Consider the following 21389-nt stretch of genomic DNA (forward strand, 5'->3'; position numbering starts at 1 on the left):
AGTGGCAATCTTTTTTTGTTTAGTTATTATATAATAGTGAGGTAATTCAATATTTATCAGAGAGATAGGGTGAGTGCTTGTCATGAAAAACACATTGCAGAAAAACAACGTTAAATCCGATCAGAGTAAACATCAGTTAATGGTTTTAATTGGTGGAACAGTTTTGATTGGCATTGTCGTTGGCCTCAGTTCTCTTTTTTTAGGGCTTTTATTAGAGTATGTTGAACAATTATTTTTGAACTACGAAGAAACCGTTTGGCAACCAGCTCCAACCGGAACAATTCCTGTCCGCCGATTATTTTCAGTGCTTATCGGTAGTATGATTGCTGCCGTTATTTGGTGGTTTTTAAGAACAAAGACAAAACCAACGGTGGGGATTACTAAAGCATTGTCGGGAGAGAAGATGCCTTTTTGGCAAACTATCCTTCATGTCATGACACAAATATTTTATGTAGGTACTGGTGGTTCAGTGGGGCGTGAGCTCGCTCCTCGAGAAGCTGGCGCTATGCTTGCCCAAAAAGTAGGGTCGGTGTTTGAAAAATTTAGCCTGCCTCAGTTATCTAGTGATGATCGTAAATTACTAATTGCATCAGCCGCAGGCGCTGGTTTTGCAGGAATATACATTGCGCCAATAACAGGAATGTTTTTTTGTACTGAAATTTTATTAAAAAAAATGACGGTACGTACAGTTGCAGTCAGCTTAAGTATGTCAACGATTGCAATGCTTATTGGGTCAATCGCCAAAGGCTTTAAGCCATATTACTTAGTTGGGGATGCAAAATTGTCAGTAGCCACTTTGCTGGTGGTGTTAGTGATTGCACCATTATGTGGTATTGCTGGGGCATTATTTCGAAAGTTATGCCAATGGGCAGAAAAAAATCAAACCCGCAAGAATAACATTCTGTGGCAATTACCTATGATGGGATTGACCACGGGACTAATTTCCATAATATTCCCAGAAGTGATGGGCAATGGTCGGTCGTTAGCACAATTGGCTATCAACAGTGAAGGGTTTCTTTCTGTGAGTTTATTGCTATTGGGTGCTTTAACAAAAATGGTGGTGACTGTATTGACTATTCGATTTGGTGCTGCTGGAGGGACCTTGACCCCAGCAATTGCCATTGGGGCTGTTCTAGGAGCATTTATTGGTAGTTTTTTACTTTATTTGGTTCCAGGTATTCCAATGTGGGAAGTAGCTATACTAGGTGCTGCCACGTTACTTGCCGCCTCACAACAAGCACCGTTAATGGCCTTATTTATGATATTTGAAATTTGCCATTTGAATTATGCGATGTTATTACCACTTGGTCTGGGCGTTTTAATATCAATTGTTATCTCGCGAAAAGTATTGAGTCAGTTCAACTGATTTATATATGTTTATATTAAAAAAGACTGGAGGTTTTTCCAGTCTTTTTGGTACAAAGCAAATATCATTCTAATACATCATGAATGGTGACCACACCGACAACTTTTTTATCCTTATCCAAAACGACTAAGTTGGAAATATTATAGTTGGCCATTTTTCTCCAAGCTTCACGATTTCTTTTGTCTTCACTAATACTAATGAAGCCTTGTGTCATATAATCTTTTGCTGTTGATCCTTTGACTTTACTGATATTAAGGAACTTTTTTCGAATATCACCATCAGTAATAATACCAATCACATTTTCTTGTTCATCTTTGACTAAGGTAATACCTATTCCGTAGTCACTGATACGGTAGATTACCTCATTGATTGAGGTGTCGACATGAACATAGGGAATTTTAGTGTGCATTGAATTTTTAACGTTTTGAAGCAAAATTTTTCCAATGGAGCCGCCAGGATGGTACATCGCGAAGCTTTCACGATCAAACTCTTTGGCAGTTTCGATGGCAACGAGCAAGGCATCTCCCATGACAAGTGTGGCTGTTGTTGAGCTAGTTGGTGCTAACTTTGTGATATCGGCTTCTTCAGCAACATCAATTGAGAGCACAATATCTGTATTTTTTGCGAGAGTCGAATCTTCAGAACCTGTCATGGCTATAGTTGACAATTCATTGTTATGAATATTTTGTAGTGCTGACAGGGCTTGAAGTACTTCTTGTGTTTCACCACTGTTGGATATGAATATAACAACGTCATCAGATGATACACGTCCTAAATCACCATGATAAGCTGTCCCTGCATCAATATAGAAACTTGCCAAGCCTACTGAAGAAAATGAAGCAGCAATTTTATCAGCGATGATACCAGATTTTCCAATGCCGATAAATATAACGCGACCTTTAGTAGATAAAATTTTATCTACTGCTTCATCAAATGATTTACCCAGCGAGCTTTTGACGCGAGTCAGTGCTTCTATCTCAACATCAAATGTTTTCTTTGCGTCTTCATAATAAACCTTCATGATCATAAACCGCCTTCATCTTGAGATTTTGATGGAAGAGGTCGTTAGCTACCTCTAAGATTGGACGTATTTTAGAAAGGTATAATTGACTATCCTGATCAGAAATAGCCTTTGGTGGGTTGGGGTGTACTTCTGCAAAGATACCAGCGACACCAATCGTTAAGGCTGCGCGCATCAATGGGAATGCATAATCTCTATTACCACCCGAATGGTTACCATAACCACTAGGTATTTGGATAGAGTGAGTAGCATCGTAGATGATAGGAAAATTAGTCTCACGCATTTGAATAAGACTGGTCATATCAACTACGAGCTGATGATAACCAAACATACTACCACGCTCAGTAACTAAAATATGTTTGTTGGTTTCTTCGACCTTATGCACAGCACTTTGAATATCTTCTGGTGCCATGAATTGAGCTTTTTTAATATTGACGACACGACCAGTTTTGCCAGCGGCAATTAAGAGGTCAGTTTGTCGACTTAGATAGGCAGGAATCTGTAATACATCAGCGACCTTTGCAACTGGTTCACATTGGTAAGATTCGTGAACATCAGTAACGATAGGGACATTATAAGTCTCTTTTATCTTTTTCAAAATTTCAAGGCCATGAGCCATTCCCGCACCACGATCGGAATCAAGTGAACTACGATTGGCCTTATCGAATGATGATTTGAAAACAAAGTTGATGCCCAACTCGTCAGTAATTTCTTTTAACTTTTCGGCAACCTCAGCACATGTCTCATATGATTCAATTGCGCATGGACCAGCTAACAGCGTTAGCTTATCATCCGAAAAATTGTACTCTTGGAAAACTTCACTAATTTTTGTCATAATATATCTCCTTATATAGATACAAACGATGCACATATCCTCGCGGTATGTGCCACGAGCCCAAGTATTGAGTGAAGAAGCCTTGGTAAACTTATTGTAGCATTTTTGAATTTAGAAGTAGTAAAAAATGACTTTTCAAGTTTTAAGGAAACAAGCGAGAGCGACTGCTACTTTGGAACAAAGCAGTGGACTAAATAATAATTATGAGAGATAATAATTGTTAAGTAAATTTGATGAATAATGAAAGTGTAATACTATGACAGATGAAGAGACACAATACAAAAAAGGGTTGGATATCTTACAGAACAGCGAATTTCGTGTAACGAAACAACGCAAAGATCTCCTGAAATACTTATCAAAATTTGAATCACAATACGTCTCAGTGACTGATGTTGATAGTTTTATGCAACAACTGTATCCTAATGTTAGCCATACAACAACTTATCGTAATATCAAAGAATTCTCTGAGCTGGGCATCGTTGAACAACGTTCTGAAAATGGTCAGCTGAATGTCAAATTTCAATGTGACTTTGTTTCGCCACAACATGGCCACTTTTTTTGCCAAAATTGTCATCGGGTGATAAAAATAGATTCAAGTTTGTCTCCTGCATTAAAAGACTCATTGAAAGAATTTTTGGTATTAAACATAAAATTAGAATTGTTTGGTTTGTGTGACCGGTGTCAGCAAAATAACAAGAGAGCATGACATTAAGTTACCTTATTTATAAAAAAGAGCAGCTATATTGTAAAGATATAGTTGCTTTTTTTCTTTTAAAGTAATCATTACTTTTTGTTGACTTTAATAGTAATGATTACTATAATAAAAAAGAAATATTTTAACACTAAATATAAAGAGAAGGCAGTTCTTATGTTTCAAACTTAAACAAAACGTTTATCTCAACATAAATTTTAGAATAGATGAGAAAGTAGGAAATAGAATTATGAAACAAAAGTATTTTTTTGGCAGTTTGATTGGCGTTATTTTAACGCTCTTCATATTTGTTACTGGTAACAGCACAGTGAGAGCTGATACAAAAAATATCCAGGTAGTTTCCTCAGTTGATTTTTATGGTGAAGCAGCTGAAAAAGTGTTGGGTCAGTATGGTACGGTTAAATCGGTCATTACGAACCCTAATGTTGATCCACATGATTATGAACCAAGTGCCAAAGTTGCTACAGAAGTTTCCAAGGCTGATTTAGTTGTATACAATGGCATTGGTTATGATTCTTGGATGACTAAGCTAGCAAAAAATGCAAATGTTAAATCTGTTCGAGTTGGTGAAGATATTTTAGGAAAGAAAAACGGCGATAATCCTCACTTATGGTATCAAAGCCAAACCATGCCTAAACTCGCAAACTACTTGGCTGACAAGTTTTCAAAAATAGATCCTAAACATAAGGCTGCTTTTAAAGCAAACGCTAAAAAATACATCGCGAGCTTGGAACCTATTCAAACAAAAATAAAATCACTAAAAAAGAATTCAGATAATAAGTTAGTTGATGTAAGTGAACCGGTATTTGATTACGCTTTGGAAGAACTTGGATATTCTGAAAATAATACACATTTTTCTAAGTCTGTTGAAGATGGTACAGACCCATCACCAAAAGATATCAAGGCAATGCAAGATGATATTAAAAATAAAAAAATCAGCTTCTTTGTTCAAAATACGCAAGCAACCGACAAAACAGTTGGACAATTAGTAAAGTTAGCAAAGAAACATGATGTACCAGTATTAAATGTTACTGAAACGATGCCTAAGTGTAAAAACTACAAACAATGGATGTTAAGTCAGTATAAGCAGTTAGAAAAAATCCAAAAATCAGAACAGTAGTCATCATATGATTGAGAAAATTTTAGAAGTTAAACAGTTGGATGTTGAAGTGCCAGGAAGTCTATTAATTCAGCAACTTTCTTTTTCAACCTACTCAGGGGCATTATTATGCATCACCGGCGATAACGGGGTTGGCAAAACAACCCTAATTAATTATTTACTAAAGGCAGCAAGAGACAAAAATAGTTATCAATCAGAAATTCATTTGCACATTAAATTTGATGACATTCAATTAGTACCACAATTTAGAGATATTGATGCAGAGTATCCGCTTAGTGTAAAGGATTTTGTAGTGTTGAATTTGACGCATCCTCTTACGCCTTGGCTAACTCTTTCAGAAAAGAAGCACTTAGAAAAAATTATTTCTGTAACTAATTTAAACGAGATTAAGAATCGTGCTTTAGGTCGTGTTTCAGGTGGCGAAAAGCAGCGTGCCTACTTAGCACAAGCATTAATGGCAAATCCCAAGATGTTGATTTTAGATGAGAGTACCTCTAATTTGGATTATGAGTCACGGATTGATCTTTTGAAACTAGTTAAAAAAGTTATTGCACAAGAACAGTTAGCTGTTATTTTCATTACACATGATCCGGAGCTGGTTAGTTTGTTTGGTGATTATGAACTGCACATTAGTAATCACCACGGTGAAATGAACGAATTGCCTTCTTCTGCAGAAAGGGGTACGCATGTTTAATTATCCGTTTATGCAGTATGCGTTCATAGCAAGCTTTTTTATATCAATTATTTGTGCAGTTGTTGGTGTTTTCGTTGTGGCACGTAAAACATCCTTTTATGTCCATACTTTATCTGAAATTAGTTTTTCAGGTGCAAGTTTTGCTATTTTTGCCGGAATATCACCCATTGGCGGCATGCTATTATTTACGATACTAAGTTCAATATTTGTTTCTCTCGCAGGTAACCGGTTGAGTCAACGGGAATCTTCTATTAGTGTTTTTTCAGCAATATTCATTGGATTAGGCGTTTTATTTTTGTCGCTGTCGACTAAGCAGTCTAGTTATGCTACTAACATTTTATTTGGTAGTATTGTTGGTATTAGCCAAGAAAATTTATATGAGCTATTAGTTTTAATTATCGTTATTTTATTAATCACGCTATTAATGTATCGAAAGCTCAAGTATATATCTTTTGATACAATCGGTTCTGATTTGAATGCTAAAGGCACCGTCTGGATTTCTTTACTATTTTTAATACTAGTGGCATGCACTGTCAGTGTGACCGCGCAAATTGTTGGATCATTATTGATATTTTCTTTGTTAACGGTTCCTGCATCCTCTGCCAAATACATTGTTAGGTCTGTCCATCATATGATATTGCTTTCGTTTGTGTTTGCATTGTTTGGCACCTGGATGGGATTGTATTTGAGCTATATTAGTAATTGGCCTGTCAGCTTCTTTATCACTATTATTGAGGGTGCTATTTATTGCTTATCATTGCTATATTATAAAATAGACATGTTACATCGTTAATCATTGAGCGAGTATATTGTTTGCCATAAACATTTGCCTGAACTATAATTGCCATAACTAATATAGGAAGAACCACTAAAATTGGAGGAAATTTTATGACACAGCAATACGATTATGATGTTTTATATTTGGGTAGTGGGCATGGGACGTTTGATGGTGCAGTTCCACTTGCTCAATCAGGGGTCAAAGTCGGTATTATCGAAAAAGATTTGATTGGTGGTACATGTCCAAACTATGGTTGTAATGCTAAAATTACACTCGATGCTCCAGTTACTTTACTTCGTGAATCAGAGCGTTTCTCGGGCGTTGTTGCGGGTAACTTGAAAATTAACTGGAAAGAAAGTGTTGCGCACAAGCAAGAAGTGATTGACGAGTTGCCAGGGATGATTGGTGGACTTATCAAGAGTTCAGGGATTGATATTATTCAAGGATCAGGTGTTTTTCAAGATAATCATACTATTCTAGTAGATGGTCAGCCAAAAACAGCTGATAAAATTGTCATTTCAACTGGCTTACGTCCACATAGGCTTGATATTCCTGGTAGTGAGTTGGCCCATGATAGCCGTGAGTTTATGGATTTAACTGAATTACCCGACAAGATTGTTATTATAGGATCTGGCTACATTAGCATGGAGTTTGTAACAATTGCCAATGCTGCTGGTTCTGACGTTACAGTGCTGATGCACGGGGACAAAGCGCTTAAAGAATTTTATCAGCCATATGTCAACAAAGTAATTGATGACCTTAAGGAACGTGGGGTAAAGTTTGTTAAAAATGCTAAGGTTTCAAGTTTTGAAAAATCAGGTGATCAAGTTATCGTAAATTATGGTGATGATCAATCATTATCAGTTGGATGGGTGTTAGATGCGACTGGTCGCATCCCAAACACCGACAACCTAGGGTTATCAAAGATTGGCGTGAACTACAATGAAAAAGGTGTGATCGTTAACGAGTATTTGCAAACTAATGTTGATAACATATACGCATCAGGTGATGTTATTGATAAAATACAGCCTAAATTGACGCCAACAGCAATTTTTGAATCAACTTATTTGTTTAAGCGTTTTTCTGGGCAAAGCAGAGAACCTATCACATATCCTGTGATTCCATCAGTTGTATTTACATCTCCTAGAATTGCTAAAGTTGGAGTAACTGTTGAAGAGGCAAAAGAGAACAATTATCAAATTGAAGAGAATAATTTGGTTGGTGATTGGTATCGTAAGGTGAACAAGGAAACAATTAGTGAGAACACCTTAATTTTTGATGATGAACATCGATTGCTTGGTGCAACAGAAGTCAGTGAGCAAGCAGAAAATGTGATCAACACATTGCTGCCAGCCGTTGAATTTAAGTTTAACAAAGAAGAAATTGCTCGGCTAATTCACTTGTTCCCTTCAATCAGCGCCTCTACTTGGGATTTGTTATAAGCTAGTGGCAGCTTAAACTTTCTATGGTGCTGTGATCATAAAATAAAAAAGTATAATAAAAAACGCCAAAAAGATATTACTTATCCTTCTGGCGCTTTTTGTTTTTTCTTGCAAAACTGTTTGAGTTGGCAAATGTTAGTTTCCCGATACTGTACACTGTCGTTAATAGACTAATCAGCATCGTGAAATAATTACTGATATTTACTGTAACCGTAATTTTTAAATGGTTCAGTCCCTTAGGAATTTTTAATTTAAGAGCATGGCTGTTTGCAAGTTTTACTTTTTTGTGATTTAAAGTAACATTGTAATGAATGCCTGAGTATACAGCAATTGGTAGAGAATAGTATCCTTCCTTTGCCGTAGTGATCATGTACTCAGCACTATTATATGTTTGCGATTTTATTTTCAGGGAAGAAACACTTGCATTTTGTAAAGCAGTTATTCTAGATTGTAGTTGATGCTTATTGTTTGCGGGTAAATAATCAATTCCTATTGCGCTATTTTTAATGGTTTGGACATAGTTGTCTCTAGTTAGCCAAAACCGGTAACCATCTTTCGTGGTTTTGTTGTGATAAGTGTGAACCGCATTTAAACTGACTGCAACCAAAGCTAAGGTAATCACAAAATTAATGTCTTTGTATTTTAAAGGATACTGATCAAAATAATACATAACACTAATGGCTAGCAATAGGGAAGAAATGAACAATAATCGCCCCAAAAATTGAATCATATTGATCGGTGTACTGGTAAGGTTTTGCCAAGGTAACCAGTCAAAAGTGCTAAAAAATACGATAATTGTTGCAATTGTCCAATGGCGCCATAAACCAGATTTATTTGTAAACAACATAATCATTAGGAAAAACAATAAGAAGGTGTTAATTGGTCCCATGTTAAAGCTAGCGGAACGTTCAATGATACTATTATCAAGAAGAGCTTGCCAGTATTTTGTTGCATTTAACGGTACTAATTTTGGTGTTGGACTCATTAATAAATTGGAGGATAGCAGTGATCCGATGTTAGTGAGCGTATAAAAAGACGATAAAATCGCTAGAACAGCGGCTTTTGTGTAATTGATAACTTCTTTTCGTGTTAATTGATGACGCAAAATTCTGATAAAACAGAAAATAGCAATCATGATTGTTACAATGATTAGAGAAAGAATGTGACTGTTAGCGATGGCGCCCATACCGAATCCTAAGTATAGCCAACCATTTGCTAAATTATGCCATATTTTGAGACATCCCAGCAGTACTAGGGGTAAAAAAGCATAAGCCAGTGCTTCCCCAAGTGCATTGCGAGAATAAAGGACAGCCATATGATAAGAACTAAATTGGTATATTGTTACGCCGAGTATTTGAATCCATCTTTTATGTGTTATAAACTTAGCTAGTAGGAAAACGTTGAAAATTGTTAAAAAGTTTAAAATGATAAATCCAACCATTAATGCAACTATCGGATTATTAAACAATAATTTGGGGATTATAAAAATAGTGCTAGTTATCCATGGATACATACCGTTCATGGCAAGCCCAGTGTGGTGAAGGCCAATAAAATTTACAAGAGGGGGTAAAGAACCATGACTAAGCGCTTGTGTTATAGCGTCGTAGCGTGCCAAGTGAATATTACCATCGTAGCTCAATTTGAATGTGTTGTTGGTAAAAGCGGGTAACGTTGATAAGAGTGATGATACACAGATAATGACAAAAACAATGAAGTGATGCAACCATACTGGGGAATGACGTCTTAACATGATATATCCTTTTTTAGTTCGTTCTAAACTGATTTATACCTACCATAATAAAAACAAGGTCAAATAGCAACTATAAAAAGACTAAAATGTCATTATGTATAAATATGTTTAAAATTAATGTTCATTTTATGTTAAAACGATAGTATTTTTCTGGCGTCTAATCTTAGCCAAGAAATACATAAATAGGGGAAGTTATGTCAACATTTTTACAACAGGTTAAAAAACTATGGCCAATCGCCATTCTACTACTGTCGTCAATACTGCTTTTAATACCATTCTTCTTAAATCATGCAATGATTATTGGGTCTGATGCTATTTTTCATTTTAATCGCTTGTATGATACGGCTATGCAGATAAAACATGGGAACTTTCAATATTTTATTTCCATGTATGGATTCCAATCTTCTGGTCGAATTGTCAATGCCTTGTATGGACCATTTATGGCCTACATCCAAGGGCTGATTGTATTAATTAGTCCTTCTTGGTTTGGTTATCAGGTGATTTCAAATGGCATTTTGTATTTTTTTTCTGGCTTGTCCTTGTATCTTCTTTTAAAAAAAGCTGGTGTACAGCTTGTATATAGAATACCATTAGGTATTTTTTATATGACCACATACTCTGTTCAATATTGGACATTACGACAAGGATTTTCGAGTTGGGGAGCAGCATTATTTCCACTCTGCCTTATACCGCTAATTGACTTAATTGAAAAAAAGACGCTTCATCCAATCCAAACGGCTATATGTATCGGCGTCATGTGTCAAATCCATATGTTATCAGCTTTTTTGCTTGTGTTTGTGTATGCTTGCTTTTTCTTAACAGCTTTTTTTGCTAACAGTAAGCACACTAAAATTAAGCTTTTGAAACAGCTAGGATTAGCCATTGTTATTTTCGGTTTTCTAGTATTAAATGTACTCTATAGTTTTATTGCTATTTACAGTGAAAATAATATTGCTCAACCATTTGTCAATAAATGGATGGCAGAAACAACTATTTTTAAAGGTAGTAGTTATTGGTTATTTTATCCGCCCATCTTAATGATTATTGTGCTGTTTGCTCTATGGACGATCTGTAAGCATTGGAAAAAAGAGTCGCAATTATTGAAAGTAACAGCGGTTACCTGCGGATTTTTGTTTATTTTATGTACAGATCTATTTCCGTGGAAATTATTGAATAATTCCCATAATCAATTAATTGAGACAATTCAATTTCCGTTTCGTTTTTTCGTACCTTTCACAGTTTTACTACTCCTAGCAGTTGGTTTGCTTTTGGAAAAGTGGCATACTAGATCAGTTATTTTTGGGCTCATCAGCTATGGTTTATTACTATTGTCGTTGTTGCAAACAGGCATTTCAACTAACAATGCCTTGAATGTGTGGCACCAAACCGAATCCTTTTTAAATTCTTCTGTTCATACGTATTTTACGTCTGAAAATACCAGTGAAATCAAGAAATCTTTTTTCATAAAAAATAAAGTACAAGCTTTACAATACGTGGTAAAGTCCACCCCTGATTACTTACCGGTGAAAACAGTTAAGTGTAAAGATAAATATTCACTTTATCATCATCAAGTTATTAACAAACAAAAATACTTCCATAAGTCTGTTAAAGGCAATAAGTTGGTAGTCGAATGGGAAGGCAGAAGCGTTAAGAATATTCAGGTTCCGGTTATAAAGTACACAGATACCATCTTGCGATTAAATCAAAAAATGCTGCACACAAATGTCAAACTCAGTCGAATAGGAACGCCAATCGTCAAACAAAGGAAAGGTCACAATGAATTAGTTGTTTCTTATCGTAGTGATCGTCTGTTAGATACGATACTCATATTTAATTTTATCAGTTGGTTAATTGTATTTTATATGAATTACAAGTTCAAATTTTTGAACGAGTGATGATTAACTAAGAAAAGCCTGTTCCCATTAAAGGAATAGGCTTTTCTTATTATTTGGCGGCGTATTGTTCCAACTCTTTTAAATATAATTCTTTCTGGTCGGTACTAATCCAAGCTGATTCAAAAGAATTGCGAGCTAACTGAATTAGTTGCTCCTTACTTAGATTGAAATCAGTAGCCATTTTATAGTAATTGTCACTGATATATCCACCAAAATAGGCTGGATCATCAGAATGAATGGAAATTTTAACACCTTGGTTTAACAAGTCAATCAATTCTTTACCCTTCATATCTGGCGTAACAAAAGAATTAGAGAGGGGGCAAGATGTCAAACCGATTCCTTTTTTAATAACGAAGTTGACTAAGTCTGGGTCTTCGACGATGTTGGTACCGTGGTCGAGTCGCTCGACTTCCATGATTTCAAGTGCTTGGCGGATATGGTCAATGGAATCCTTCTGATCAATATCACAATGAGTTGTTAAATGCAGGCCGTGGGCTGCGGCATATTCAAACTGACGAGCAAACTTTAAAGGCGGATTATTATGTTCATCAGAATCAAGTCCTACACCAATAAATTTATCTTTGTAAGGAAGCGCTTCTAGAAGCGTTTGCCGAGCTGACTCTTTCGGTAAATCACGCAAGAAACACATAATAAGTGCAGCATCAACATTTAAAGCACGTGCATCTACAATGGCTCTATGGAGGCCAGTAATGATTGTTTTAAAGGCAATACCTCGCGTCGTATGAGCTTGAGGATCAAAGAAAATTTCGACATGACGAACATTATTGTCAGCAGCTCGTCGTAAATAGTCAAAAGCTAAATCATAAAAATCTTCTTCAGTTATTAAAACTGACATTCCTGGATAGTAGACAGCTAAAAAGGACGCTAGATCGTTAAATTGATAAGATTTTTGTATGTCCTCGACGGTTGTTTCAGTTAGCGTAATATGATTGCGTTGTGCTAACTTAAGCTTTAGCTCTGGTTCAATGGTTCCTTCAATATGCACATGTAACTCGCATTTTGGTAGTTTTTTTGTGAATTCATTCGTAATCACAGTTGTCATTGTGTTGTACTCCATTTGCTGTATTGTTCTTAATTTATTGATATTTTTTATTTTAACATACTGATTGATTGAAAATAGTCGATAAATACTTATTTATTGTTTAATTTATTTTTTATTGTTCGTTTATTGGCGATAAACGCTTTAATAGTTTATTATTTATTAATTTGATACAATGCACTATAGGCAACTGTTATGGTGTTTTGCCATAATTATTCGCAACCATAAAGAAGTAGGGGGGATAGAATGGTATCTGTTATGTGGTTTCGCAGAGATCTTAGATTAGAGGATAATATTGCATTATTTAATGCATTGCGACATAGTAATGAAATTTTTTGTGTGTTTCATATCAATCCGGAACAAGTGACAGAAACGAGTACTGTCAATCAGAGTGCTTTTTTTGCGAGTGTCTTGTATTTTAAAAACAAACTCAAAAAACAAGGTATTACTTTAAACATAATGTATGGTGATATTAATGACTGCTTTGCTTCTTTAAAACAGAAGTTGCCAGATTGGCATGACATCTTTTTTAATTTTGATGAAAGAGGCTTTGGGAGAAATAGGGATCAAAAAAGTGTAGCTTTTTTTGAGGATAAGTTAAAGGTGAAAGCACATCCTTATATTGATTATAATCTACACGGTGCCACCGAAGTAAAAAAGGATTCAGGGGCAGGGTACAAAGTATTTACCCCTTACTTTAAAAGGTGGATACGCCAAGAAAAGCCAGCACCAGTAAGCTATGTGATTGATAAACGAATCAAAAGCGCCCGATTACTTTTTCCAGAAAATGAGCAGCTACTAGAAACATTTATTGATGATCGTTTTTCTTTTATAAAAAAAGATTTAGGTAGTGAGACGGCCAAAAAGGTGCTCAATCGATTCATTAATGAAAGTTTAGATCAGTATGATGAGGAAAGAGACTTTCCGGCAAACGACAGCACAAGCCATTTGTCGCGATATTTGCGGACTGGAGAAATATCAATTCGAACAGTTTGGCGAGCAATTGATCAATCTCCTGATAGTGATGGCAAAAGCACGTTTATGAAAGAGCTTTGCTGGCGTGACTTCTACAACATGATTTATGTGATGTACCCGAACCAAAATGTTGAATCGATTAATAAGGATTTTCGACATGTTGATTGGATAAACAATGAACAGCAATTTGAAGCCTGGCGGACAGGCCAAACTGGTTTTCCGATTGTAGACGCTGCTATGAGGCAATTAAATGCGACTGGATGGATGCATAATCGTTTAAGAATGATTGTCGCTTCATTTTTGACTAAAGATTTACTCATTGATTGGCGGTGGGGAGAGGCTTACTTTCACAATAAATTGCTAGATTATGATGCGGCAAGTAATATTGGCGGTTGGCAGTGGGCTGCTTCTACGGGAACAGATAGTGTTCCTTATTTTCGAATATTTAATCCTACTTTACAATCAAAAAAATTTGATTCAAATGGATTATTCATTAAAAAATATGTGCCAGAACTAAAGAATGTGGACAACAAAATGATTCATGAACCAGGAAAACTCTCGGAATCAGAACAGACACGATTTAATGTTAGAATAGGTCAGAACTATCCCTTTCCGATTGTGGATCATTCTTACGCAAGGAAACGCGCAATTAGCATTTATGAGAGCAGTAAAGATGTTAATTAAACAGTTAGAGAGGCAGGAGGCATATCATGTTTTTGGCATTAAGAGAAATCAGACATGAGAAATTACGTTATAGTTTAATTGTTACGTTAATACTTTTTATTAGCTATTTAGTTTTTATTCTAAATGGTCTTGCTACGGGATTGTCTGATTTAAACAAGTCGGCAATTACGCAATGGCAGGCATCAAAGATACTATTAGACAAAGATGCTGAAGGACGGTTGACACAGTCATTTCTGGATAGTGATGATCAAAAGAAGGTTAGTGGGCAAGGAACTGCAATTAGCCAGTACAGCACACTAGTTAAGAACAGCCATGCTGATAAAACTAACGCACAAATTTTGGCAATTAAAAGTGATGGCTTTATCTATAAAAACATAAAAATTATATCTGGGCATCGTTTTACTGGAAATAATACGGCGACCGTATCTGATGAATTAAAAAAATCAGGGTTTAAAATTGGGGATGAGATTACCATAGCTAACAGTGACGCGAAGTTGAAGATTGTTGGCTTTACTTCGAATGCATCCCTGAACGTGGCACCGGTTATTTATACGTCTTTTCAAACTTTAAAGAAAATTAACCAGGCTCCCGTCAACGCGTTAGTGTTTAATAAAAAGATCACAGGCGACGCTCACTTTAAGAATAGCAAGTTGTACACGATAAATAGTTTTATTGAAAAGTTACCGGGTTATCAAGCCCAGCAGTTAACCTTTAAATTTATGATTGGTTTTCTTTTTGTGATTGTTTTGATTGTTATTTCAATCTTCTTATACATCTTGACAATTCAAAAATTACCTAATTTTGGTGTTATGAAAGCGCAGGGTATTTCTACTAAATATCTGGTATTAAACACCCTCACACAAACATTTTTAATGGCAGTGGTGGGTATCGGGCTGGCAATTATTTTTACAATTATAACTTCTTACGTTCTCCCTAGCGAGGTGCCAATAGCCATTTCAACCACGCAAGTGGTTGCCACAAGTTTTGGTATTTTGATTATGTCGTTACTTGGTTCCTTATTACCAATCAGGCAAATCATTAAAGTAGATCCATTTGAAATGATTGGAGGTTAATACTATGTCACGCTTAGAGTTTGAAAATGTTAGTAAAAAATATGGCACCGGAACAAGTGAATTTTTGGCTTTGGATAATGTTAATTTCAGTGCTGACTCCCAGCAATTAATATTAGTTGTTGGTCCTTCAGGTTCTGGGAAAACAACTTTTTTAACAATTGCTGGTGGATTACAATCTCCCACATCCGGTACGGTGAAAATTAATGATGAAATAATCGGCGAGTTATCGAAAAAAGAGCAGTCAGATCTCCGATTAAATACGGTAGGGTTTATTTTGCAATCTTATAACCTAGTGCCTTACTTAACGGTTAATGAGCAATTTGAACTAGTAGATAAAGTAAAAGAACAACATTTATCTCATGAAGCGTTTCGTACTGTTTTAAAAACATTAGCTATCGAGGACTTGGGAGAAAAGTATCCTAACGAACTCTCTGGTGGTCAAAGACAACGTGTTGCTATTGCGCGGGCCTTGTATGCTGATCCGGAATATATTTTAGCCGATGAACCAACTGCTTCATTGGATACAGCCCGGTCCAAAGAAGTTATGTCGCTATTACGTGAATTAGCCCATAAGAATGATAAAACAATTATTGTTGTTACCCATGATTTACGTTTGAAGGAAGAGGTGGATAAAGTTTATCAAATTATTGATGGCAAAATGTCCAAAATTGATGATGGTAAATTCAGTGAGATATATTAAAAAAACCTACGTGAATCACGTAGGTTTTTTTATTAGAGAAGGAAAATTTAAGACTGATAACACCATTTGTTGAAATAAGATGTGAGCGTCTTAGGCGACTCTTTCATGTCACTTTTTATCCAATGTCTGATCATACCAACAACTCCGTTCAACGTATACTCGTATAGAAATTGCTTTTCACTCATTGATAGTGTGTCGTCGTCTGGAACAAGCTGGTTAAAAAACTTCTGTTTTGTGGTAGATAAAATATTTGCTAAAAAGTCTTGATCTTCAGTCAAAATAAAATTGAAAACTTTATTATTTTTTTTAACTAGTTCAAATATGGCTTGCAATAAAACTTCTACAGAATCAGTTTGTTTATCATTCTCAAGTATAGAAAAAAGTTCATTAGCAGTTTCTTTTTCCATATGATTCATGCAATCAGCAACATCAACAAAATGAGCATAAAATGTCCCACGATTAATATCAGCAGTTTTACAAATATCTGTCACAGATATACTGTTGATATTTTTATCGCTCATTAGGTGTATTAGAGCATCTTGTATGTTTTTTTTCGTTAACTGTGCACGTCTATTATTTTTGGTACCAACCATTTTATTTCTCCGATTCATTAGTAAGAAATACCATCAATATATTATAGCAATAAATAATAACCAGTTGATATGAAATTAAGATATGATATAATATTTTCCGTACACTATGTTGTTTTAATAACATCATGTACGAAAAATACACTGGAGGATACTAGAGTGAAGGGTAGCAAAAAAACTTTTCTCGTACAAGCTGTCATTTGGTTAATTATTATGATTTCGGCAGTCATATGGTTACCAAACACAAGCCAGTTGATCAAAGAAAAGGGTGATACAAGTTTACCAAGTGCTGTCAAAAGCGAGGTAGCGCAGAAAATTCAAGACAATTGGGGCAAGGGTCAAGATAATACGCGGCAAGTAATCGTTGTTTTCAATAATGGTAATGAAAAAATAACTGCTAGTCAGGGAAAAAACATTGCGAAAACAATTGATCACCTGAAGAAGAATAAATCTACCTATCATATCAAGTCAATTTTAGCGCCAGAAGATAGTTCTGAAGCTAAAGCGCAATTGCTTTCCAAAGATAAGACAACAGAATTAGTTCAGTTAACCGTGGATAAAAAGCAATCTGTCAGTCAAATGACACAAACTTTAACCAAACAAGCTAAAACTGATGGTGTTAAAACCTACATAACAGGTAGTGACATTCTTGAAGATGACTTCTCTGAAGAAATTGAAAAGGGATTACATAAAACAGAATGGATAACGGTTGTATTTATTTTCTTAGTGTTAATGGTTGTCTTTAGATCAGTTATCACGCCGGTTGTATCACTATTCTCTGTGGGGGTTGCATTTATTACCTCACTGAGCGTTGTTATGAATTTGGTGGATAAGTTTAATTTTCCCCTTTCAAACTTCACGCAGGTATTTATGGTTGTTGTTTTGTTCGGAATAGGGACTGATTATAATATACTTTTATTTGATCAGTTTAAGGAAGAACTGAATGCAGGATATGAAAAAGTAGAAGCGACCAAACGTGCTTTGAAAACGGCTGGCAGAACAATTTTGTACAGCGGCATTTCTGTGCTGATTGGTTTTGCTACGCTGGAGCTGGCAAAGTTTTCAATTTATAAGTCAGCAGTAGGCGTTTCAATAGCGGTTGCTGTATTGTTGCTTGTACTATTAACCTTGAACCCATTCTTTATGGCTGTATTTGGTAAATACTTGTTTTGGCCAAGTAAACGGTTTGGTGAGACTTCCGAAAGCAAGTTATGGCAAGGCATAGCTAAAAAGTCCATCAAGTATCCTTTGATTGCTTTATTGACTGTGATTTTAATGGCTATACCGCTCTTTGTCAGTTACAATAGTCAATTAAACTATGACACATTAACAGAGTTAGGTGAGGATATTCCTGCTAAAAAAGGATTTAAAGTAGTTCAAAAACATTTTTCAGCAGGAACTGCAGAACCTTCGACACTATATATAAAGTCAAAGAATAGGTTAGACAATGAAGCAAGTCTTCAGACTATTGATAGTTTGGCAGACAAACTAAAAAAGACCAAAGGTGTTAAGACGGTTACGTCAGCCACACGTCCTGGTGGCTCCAAAATAAAAGAGTTATATGTGCGTAATCAATTGGGTAGTGTTACTGATGGTTTGAAAAGTGCAATTTCTGGTACAAAGACTATTGGTAATGGTTTGAGTGATGCAAGTAATCAGCTATCAACTAGTAATATTAACGAGGGGGTTGATGGGGCCAAGCAATTAGCAGATGGTTCCGCAGAACTAAAGAGTGGTAGTGCACAACTAAGCTCAGGTGCAAATGATTTGAATACCGGTATAGGTACGCTATCTTCTGGCACGTCCGGGTTGGCTGAGGGGTTGGCAACTTTGGATAGTAATAAGGCGGTCATTCAATCAGGAGTTGGTACACTGAATACTGGTGTAAGTAGTTTAAACAGTGGTTCTGCACAAATTACAGATGGACTAAAGCAATTAGAATCAGAACTGAGTGCACAATCTGGCAATAATGTAGCGGGTCAACAGAGTCAGATTAATGAATTGAAGGAAAGCTTACAAAGTTTGAATGAATCCATGGCATCATTATCTAAAAGCTCAGACAATAGTGATAGTCTATCCAAACTTAACAATACTTCTAGTCTGCTAACGACATCTAGTGCTAACATACAGGCAGATGCAAGTGATTTGAAAAGTTCATTAAATACAGCTTTGAATAGTAATAGTTCACTCAATGTGCTTTCTGAAAATGATATTAATAATATTATTAGTAGCATTAATAGTAAGTCAGCATTAAGTAATGAGCAGCAAGCTGCATTAAGATCAGCATTACAAGAACAATCAAAATCCATCAATGCACAAATCAGTTCAGCACAAAGTACTAACAAAAATAATATTGCTGCAGCAAGTACAGCTGCGCAAAAATTAGAAAATGATATGTCTACTTTTCAACAAACAGGCAATGCACTTACTGAAGAATTAAGTAATTTGAAGGCTTTTGCTGAACAAATGTCTAACTTAGGTGCTTTAGCAACCAGCTCAATTAAAGCCAATACTGCTTCAATTGCGGCATTAGATAAGCTCAGTGAAGCTATTTCTGGTACACAGCAAATGCTGACGGCATTACGGGGAACAAATGGTCAAGCTGGATTAGTAAATGGTTCACAACAATTAACAGAAGGATTGTCACAATTAAATACCGGTGTATCAGATATGCAGAGTCAAATGCATACATATACAAATGGTGTTTCTAGTGCTTCTTCTGGTGCAACGGCAGTTAATAATGGTGTTGCAGAAATCAAGTCGGGTAGTCAGCGTTTAGCTGATAATCAAAGCCAATTAACTTCTGGTATTGATGCACTTAATAGTGGTCAACAAACGATGTATAATTCACTGAAAGGTACGGTTGGACAAGTTCAATCACTACAAGAGGGATTAAAAGAGGCGAGCCAAGGATCAACCCAAATCAGCGGTGGTTTAGAATCAGCAAATGATTATTTGATTGGCTTGAAAGAATCTTCAGCAGCTAATACTTACTATGTACCGAAAAATGTATTGCATGGAAAAACATATAAAACGGCTTTAGATGCATACATGTCTGAAAATAAGAAAGCAACCAGCTTGAATATTGTTCTAGATAGTAACCCGAATTCTGAAAAAGCAATGAAGAAGGTTTCTCAGTTACAAAGTCAAGTTGAGGGCGCCTTGAAAGGAACAGGATTAGCTAACGCAATTGCTGCAATTGGTGGGCAAACTTCGAGAACAAATGATACAAGAACAATTGCTTCGGCAGACTTCATTAGAACAGGCATTATAATGGTCGTTGGTATACTGATTGCGTTAATCTTTATTACCAAATCCTTCTTACAACCGTTATATATTATGGGAACTTTGCTGGTATCTTATGTCATGGCATTGAGCCTTACTCAGATTACAAGTCATATCTTTCTCAAGCAAGATATGCTTTCTTGGACGACACCGTTTTTCGCATTTATTATGTTATTAGCATTAGGCGTTGATTATAGTATTTTCTTAATGATGAAGTATCGTGATCTACAAAAAGAAATACCATCAGCTAGAGATAGAATTCTCAGGGCTACGGGAATAATTGGTGTCGTTGTATTGTCCGCCGCACTCATTTTAGGTGGTACTTTCGCCGCCTTGATACCTTCTGGTGTATTAACTTTGATTCAGGTGGCAATTACAGTAATCTTTGGATTAATAATATTAATTATCGTATTACCAATTGTGATACCAAGTATGATTTCTTTGACATATCCTATTAAAAGTATGAAACGTCATTGATGGCTTACTGAATTGTTACAAAAGGATAGTTGTGTGTAAAGCACAGCTTTTTTGTTAAAATAAATTGTAAGCGCTTGCAATTCGACGGAAGGTGTTGTATACTTTAGACATAGATTAGAAGAAGTCCTGTAGCAACGCAGTTGCTAGACTTATTTCACGTAAGTGGTATAAATGGATTTCGGCTAATCCAGGAGACAACTTGCTCGTTGTTTATATTATGAAGTTAAGTGAATGCTACGTGCATGATGTTAATTGATTAGTTTAAGCAGAATAATAATTATTTGGCCAAGTGAAAGCCTTGGGGAATATTGTTAGAGAGTGGGTTGTTTTTTATTGTTTAAAGTATTCTTACGCTTAAGGCAGCGTTAAGATTGGCCACCTTATGTTTATTGGAAAGGAAATGCTCATGATTAATACAATTGTTGTTGCGACTGATGGTAGTGAGGCAGCTATGAGAGCTGTGGAGTACAGCACCCAGTTAGCTAAAAAATTTAATGCAAAGATAGAAATTGTTAGTGTCATTCAATACTCTACTGTTGCCTATCATGATGGTAGCCAGATTTTTTACGCCTCGATGACAGATAGCTTAACAAAGTTAGCATCAGATAATCTTTCCAAAGCAGCATCTGTTGTTGAACCTGCTGGTGTACCATTTAACACACATATCTTTAAAGGGGATGCTCGTTTCGTTTTGGTTAACGAGGTCATAGAAAATTATAATCCAGACCTGATTGTAATGGGAAAAACAGGTACAACTGTCTTGACACGAATGTTTATTGGTTCTACTGCACGTTATGTATCTGAACGTGCGGATACAAATGTCTTGCTTGTAAAATAATTGTAGTTTATAAAAAACATCTAATTATGCAAATTAGGTGTTTTTTTGATGTTTAAACTCGCAGAAATTTAACTATTTATGATGATGCATCCAG

The 21389-nt window shown here is 35.8% G+C and carries 17 protein-coding genes; 12 read left to right on the forward strand and 5 right to left on the reverse strand.

Annotated features, from left to right (window positions below; translation table 11 throughout):
* Positions 1-82 precede the first annotated feature (82 nt).
* On the forward strand, positions 83-1366 hold the full coding sequence (locus RHP64_RS03935) for a chloride channel protein (RefSeq protein ID WP_025267967.1): 1284 nt from the start codon (positions 83-85) through the stop codon (positions 1364-1366).
* A 64-nt stretch (positions 1367-1430) separates the two neighbouring features.
* Here the strand turns inward: RHP64_RS03935 and RHP64_RS03940 are convergent, their stop codons facing one another.
* Entirely contained in the window at positions 1431-2387 is a 957-nt protein-coding gene (locus RHP64_RS03940; protein WP_025267968.1) for a KpsF/GutQ family sugar-phosphate isomerase, read from the reverse strand.
* Positions 2371-3222 carry a 3-deoxy-8-phosphooctulonate synthase gene (gene kdsA, locus RHP64_RS03945; protein WP_011679578.1) on the reverse strand — a complete coding sequence of 284 codons (852 nt, stop codon included), beginning with the start codon at positions 3220-3222 and terminating at the stop codon, positions 2371-2373. The genes RHP64_RS03940 and kdsA overlap by 17 nt, the downstream gene beginning before the upstream one ends.
* Before the next feature lie 256 nt (positions 3223-3478).
* On the opposite strand from kdsA, the gene RHP64_RS03950 reads away from it, so the two are divergent.
* The 5 genes from RHP64_RS03950 to RHP64_RS03970 all read left to right on the forward strand — a co-directional run bounded on the left by RHP64_RS03950 (position 3479) and on the right by RHP64_RS03970 (position 7968).
* Entirely contained in the window at positions 3479-3928 is a 450-nt protein-coding gene (locus tag RHP64_RS03950) for a Fur family transcriptional regulator (protein WP_025267969.1), read from the forward strand.
* A gap of 235 nt (positions 3929-4163) precedes the next feature.
* Positions 4164-5054: a metal ABC transporter solute-binding protein gene (locus tag RHP64_RS03955; RefSeq protein ID WP_061514807.1), complete on the forward strand. Its 891-nt coding sequence runs from the start codon at positions 4164-4166 to the stop codon at positions 5052-5054.
* A gap of 7 nt (positions 5055-5061) precedes the next feature.
* Positions 5062-5748, forward strand: a complete 687-nt coding sequence (locus RHP64_RS03960) for an ATP-binding cassette domain-containing protein (RefSeq protein WP_025267970.1) — start codon at positions 5062-5064, stop codon at positions 5746-5748.
* The gene (locus RHP64_RS03965) at positions 5741-6541 is read left to right on the forward strand and encodes a metal ABC transporter permease (protein ID WP_014324559.1); all 801 of its coding nucleotides are present in this window, start codon (positions 5741-5743) and stop codon (positions 6539-6541) included. Before RHP64_RS03960 ends, RHP64_RS03965 begins: the two co-directional genes overlap by 8 nt.
* 95 nt (positions 6542-6636) lie before the next feature.
* Positions 6637-7968 carry a dihydrolipoyl dehydrogenase family protein gene (locus tag RHP64_RS03970; RefSeq protein WP_061514808.1) on the forward strand — a complete coding sequence of 444 codons (1332 nt, stop codon included), beginning with the start codon at positions 6637-6639 and terminating at the stop codon, positions 7966-7968.
* A 76-nt stretch (positions 7969-8044) separates the two neighbouring features.
* Here RHP64_RS03970 and RHP64_RS03975 read toward each other — a convergent pair whose 3' ends face one another.
* On the reverse strand, positions 8045-9718 hold the full coding sequence (locus tag RHP64_RS03975) for a hypothetical protein (protein WP_061514809.1): 1674 nt from the start codon (positions 9716-9718) through the stop codon (positions 8045-8047).
* Between the two features lie 194 nt (positions 9719-9912).
* Here RHP64_RS03975 and RHP64_RS03980 point away from each other — a divergent pair, with 194 nt between their 5' ends.
* Positions 9913-11613, forward strand: a complete 1701-nt coding sequence (locus RHP64_RS03980) for a hypothetical protein (protein ID WP_061514810.1) — start codon at positions 9913-9915, stop codon at positions 11611-11613.
* A gap of 49 nt (positions 11614-11662) precedes the next feature.
* Here RHP64_RS03980 and add read toward each other — a convergent pair whose 3' ends face one another.
* Positions 11663-12676: an adenosine deaminase gene (gene add, locus RHP64_RS03985; RefSeq protein WP_061514811.1), complete on the reverse strand. Its 1014-nt coding sequence runs from the start codon at positions 12674-12676 to the stop codon at positions 11663-11665.
* Positions 12677-12919: 243 nt separating this feature from the next.
* Here add and RHP64_RS03990 point away from each other — a divergent pair, with 243 nt between their 5' ends.
* From RHP64_RS03990 to RHP64_RS04000, 3 genes are read left to right on the forward strand one after another with little or no spacing between them, the layout of a single operon-like run.
* A complete protein-coding gene (locus tag RHP64_RS03990) occupies positions 12920-14332 on the forward strand; it encodes a cryptochrome/photolyase family protein (RefSeq protein ID WP_025267975.1) in 1413 nt (470 codons plus the stop codon).
* 26 nt (positions 14333-14358) lie between these two features.
* A complete protein-coding gene (locus RHP64_RS03995; RefSeq protein WP_025267976.1) occupies positions 14359-15405 on the forward strand; it encodes an ABC transporter permease in 1047 nt (348 codons plus the stop codon).
* Positions 15406-15409: 4 nt separating this feature from the next.
* A complete protein-coding gene (locus RHP64_RS04000) occupies positions 15410-16105 on the forward strand; it encodes an ABC transporter ATP-binding protein (RefSeq protein ID WP_025267977.1) in 696 nt (231 codons plus the stop codon).
* Between the two features lie 47 nt (positions 16106-16152).
* On the opposite strand, the gene RHP64_RS04005 is transcribed toward RHP64_RS04000, so the two are convergent.
* A complete protein-coding gene (locus RHP64_RS04005; RefSeq protein ID WP_011679589.1) occupies positions 16153-16698 on the reverse strand; it encodes a TetR/AcrR family transcriptional regulator in 546 nt (181 codons plus the stop codon).
* 156 nt (positions 16699-16854) lie between these two features.
* On the opposite strand from RHP64_RS04005, the gene RHP64_RS04010 reads away from it, so the two are divergent.
* Positions 16855-20457: an MMPL family transporter gene (locus RHP64_RS04010; protein WP_025267978.1), complete on the forward strand. Its 3603-nt coding sequence runs from the start codon at positions 16855-16857 to the stop codon at positions 20455-20457.
* Positions 20458-20863: 406 nt separating this feature from the next.
* Positions 20864-21295, forward strand: coding sequence for a universal stress protein (locus RHP64_RS04015; RefSeq protein ID WP_025267979.1), 432 nt, complete (start codon positions 20864-20866; stop codon positions 21293-21295).
* Positions 21296-21389: the final 94 nt, after the last annotated feature.

It is taken from the genome of Leuconostoc sp. XM4 (genome assembly GCF_055698815.1).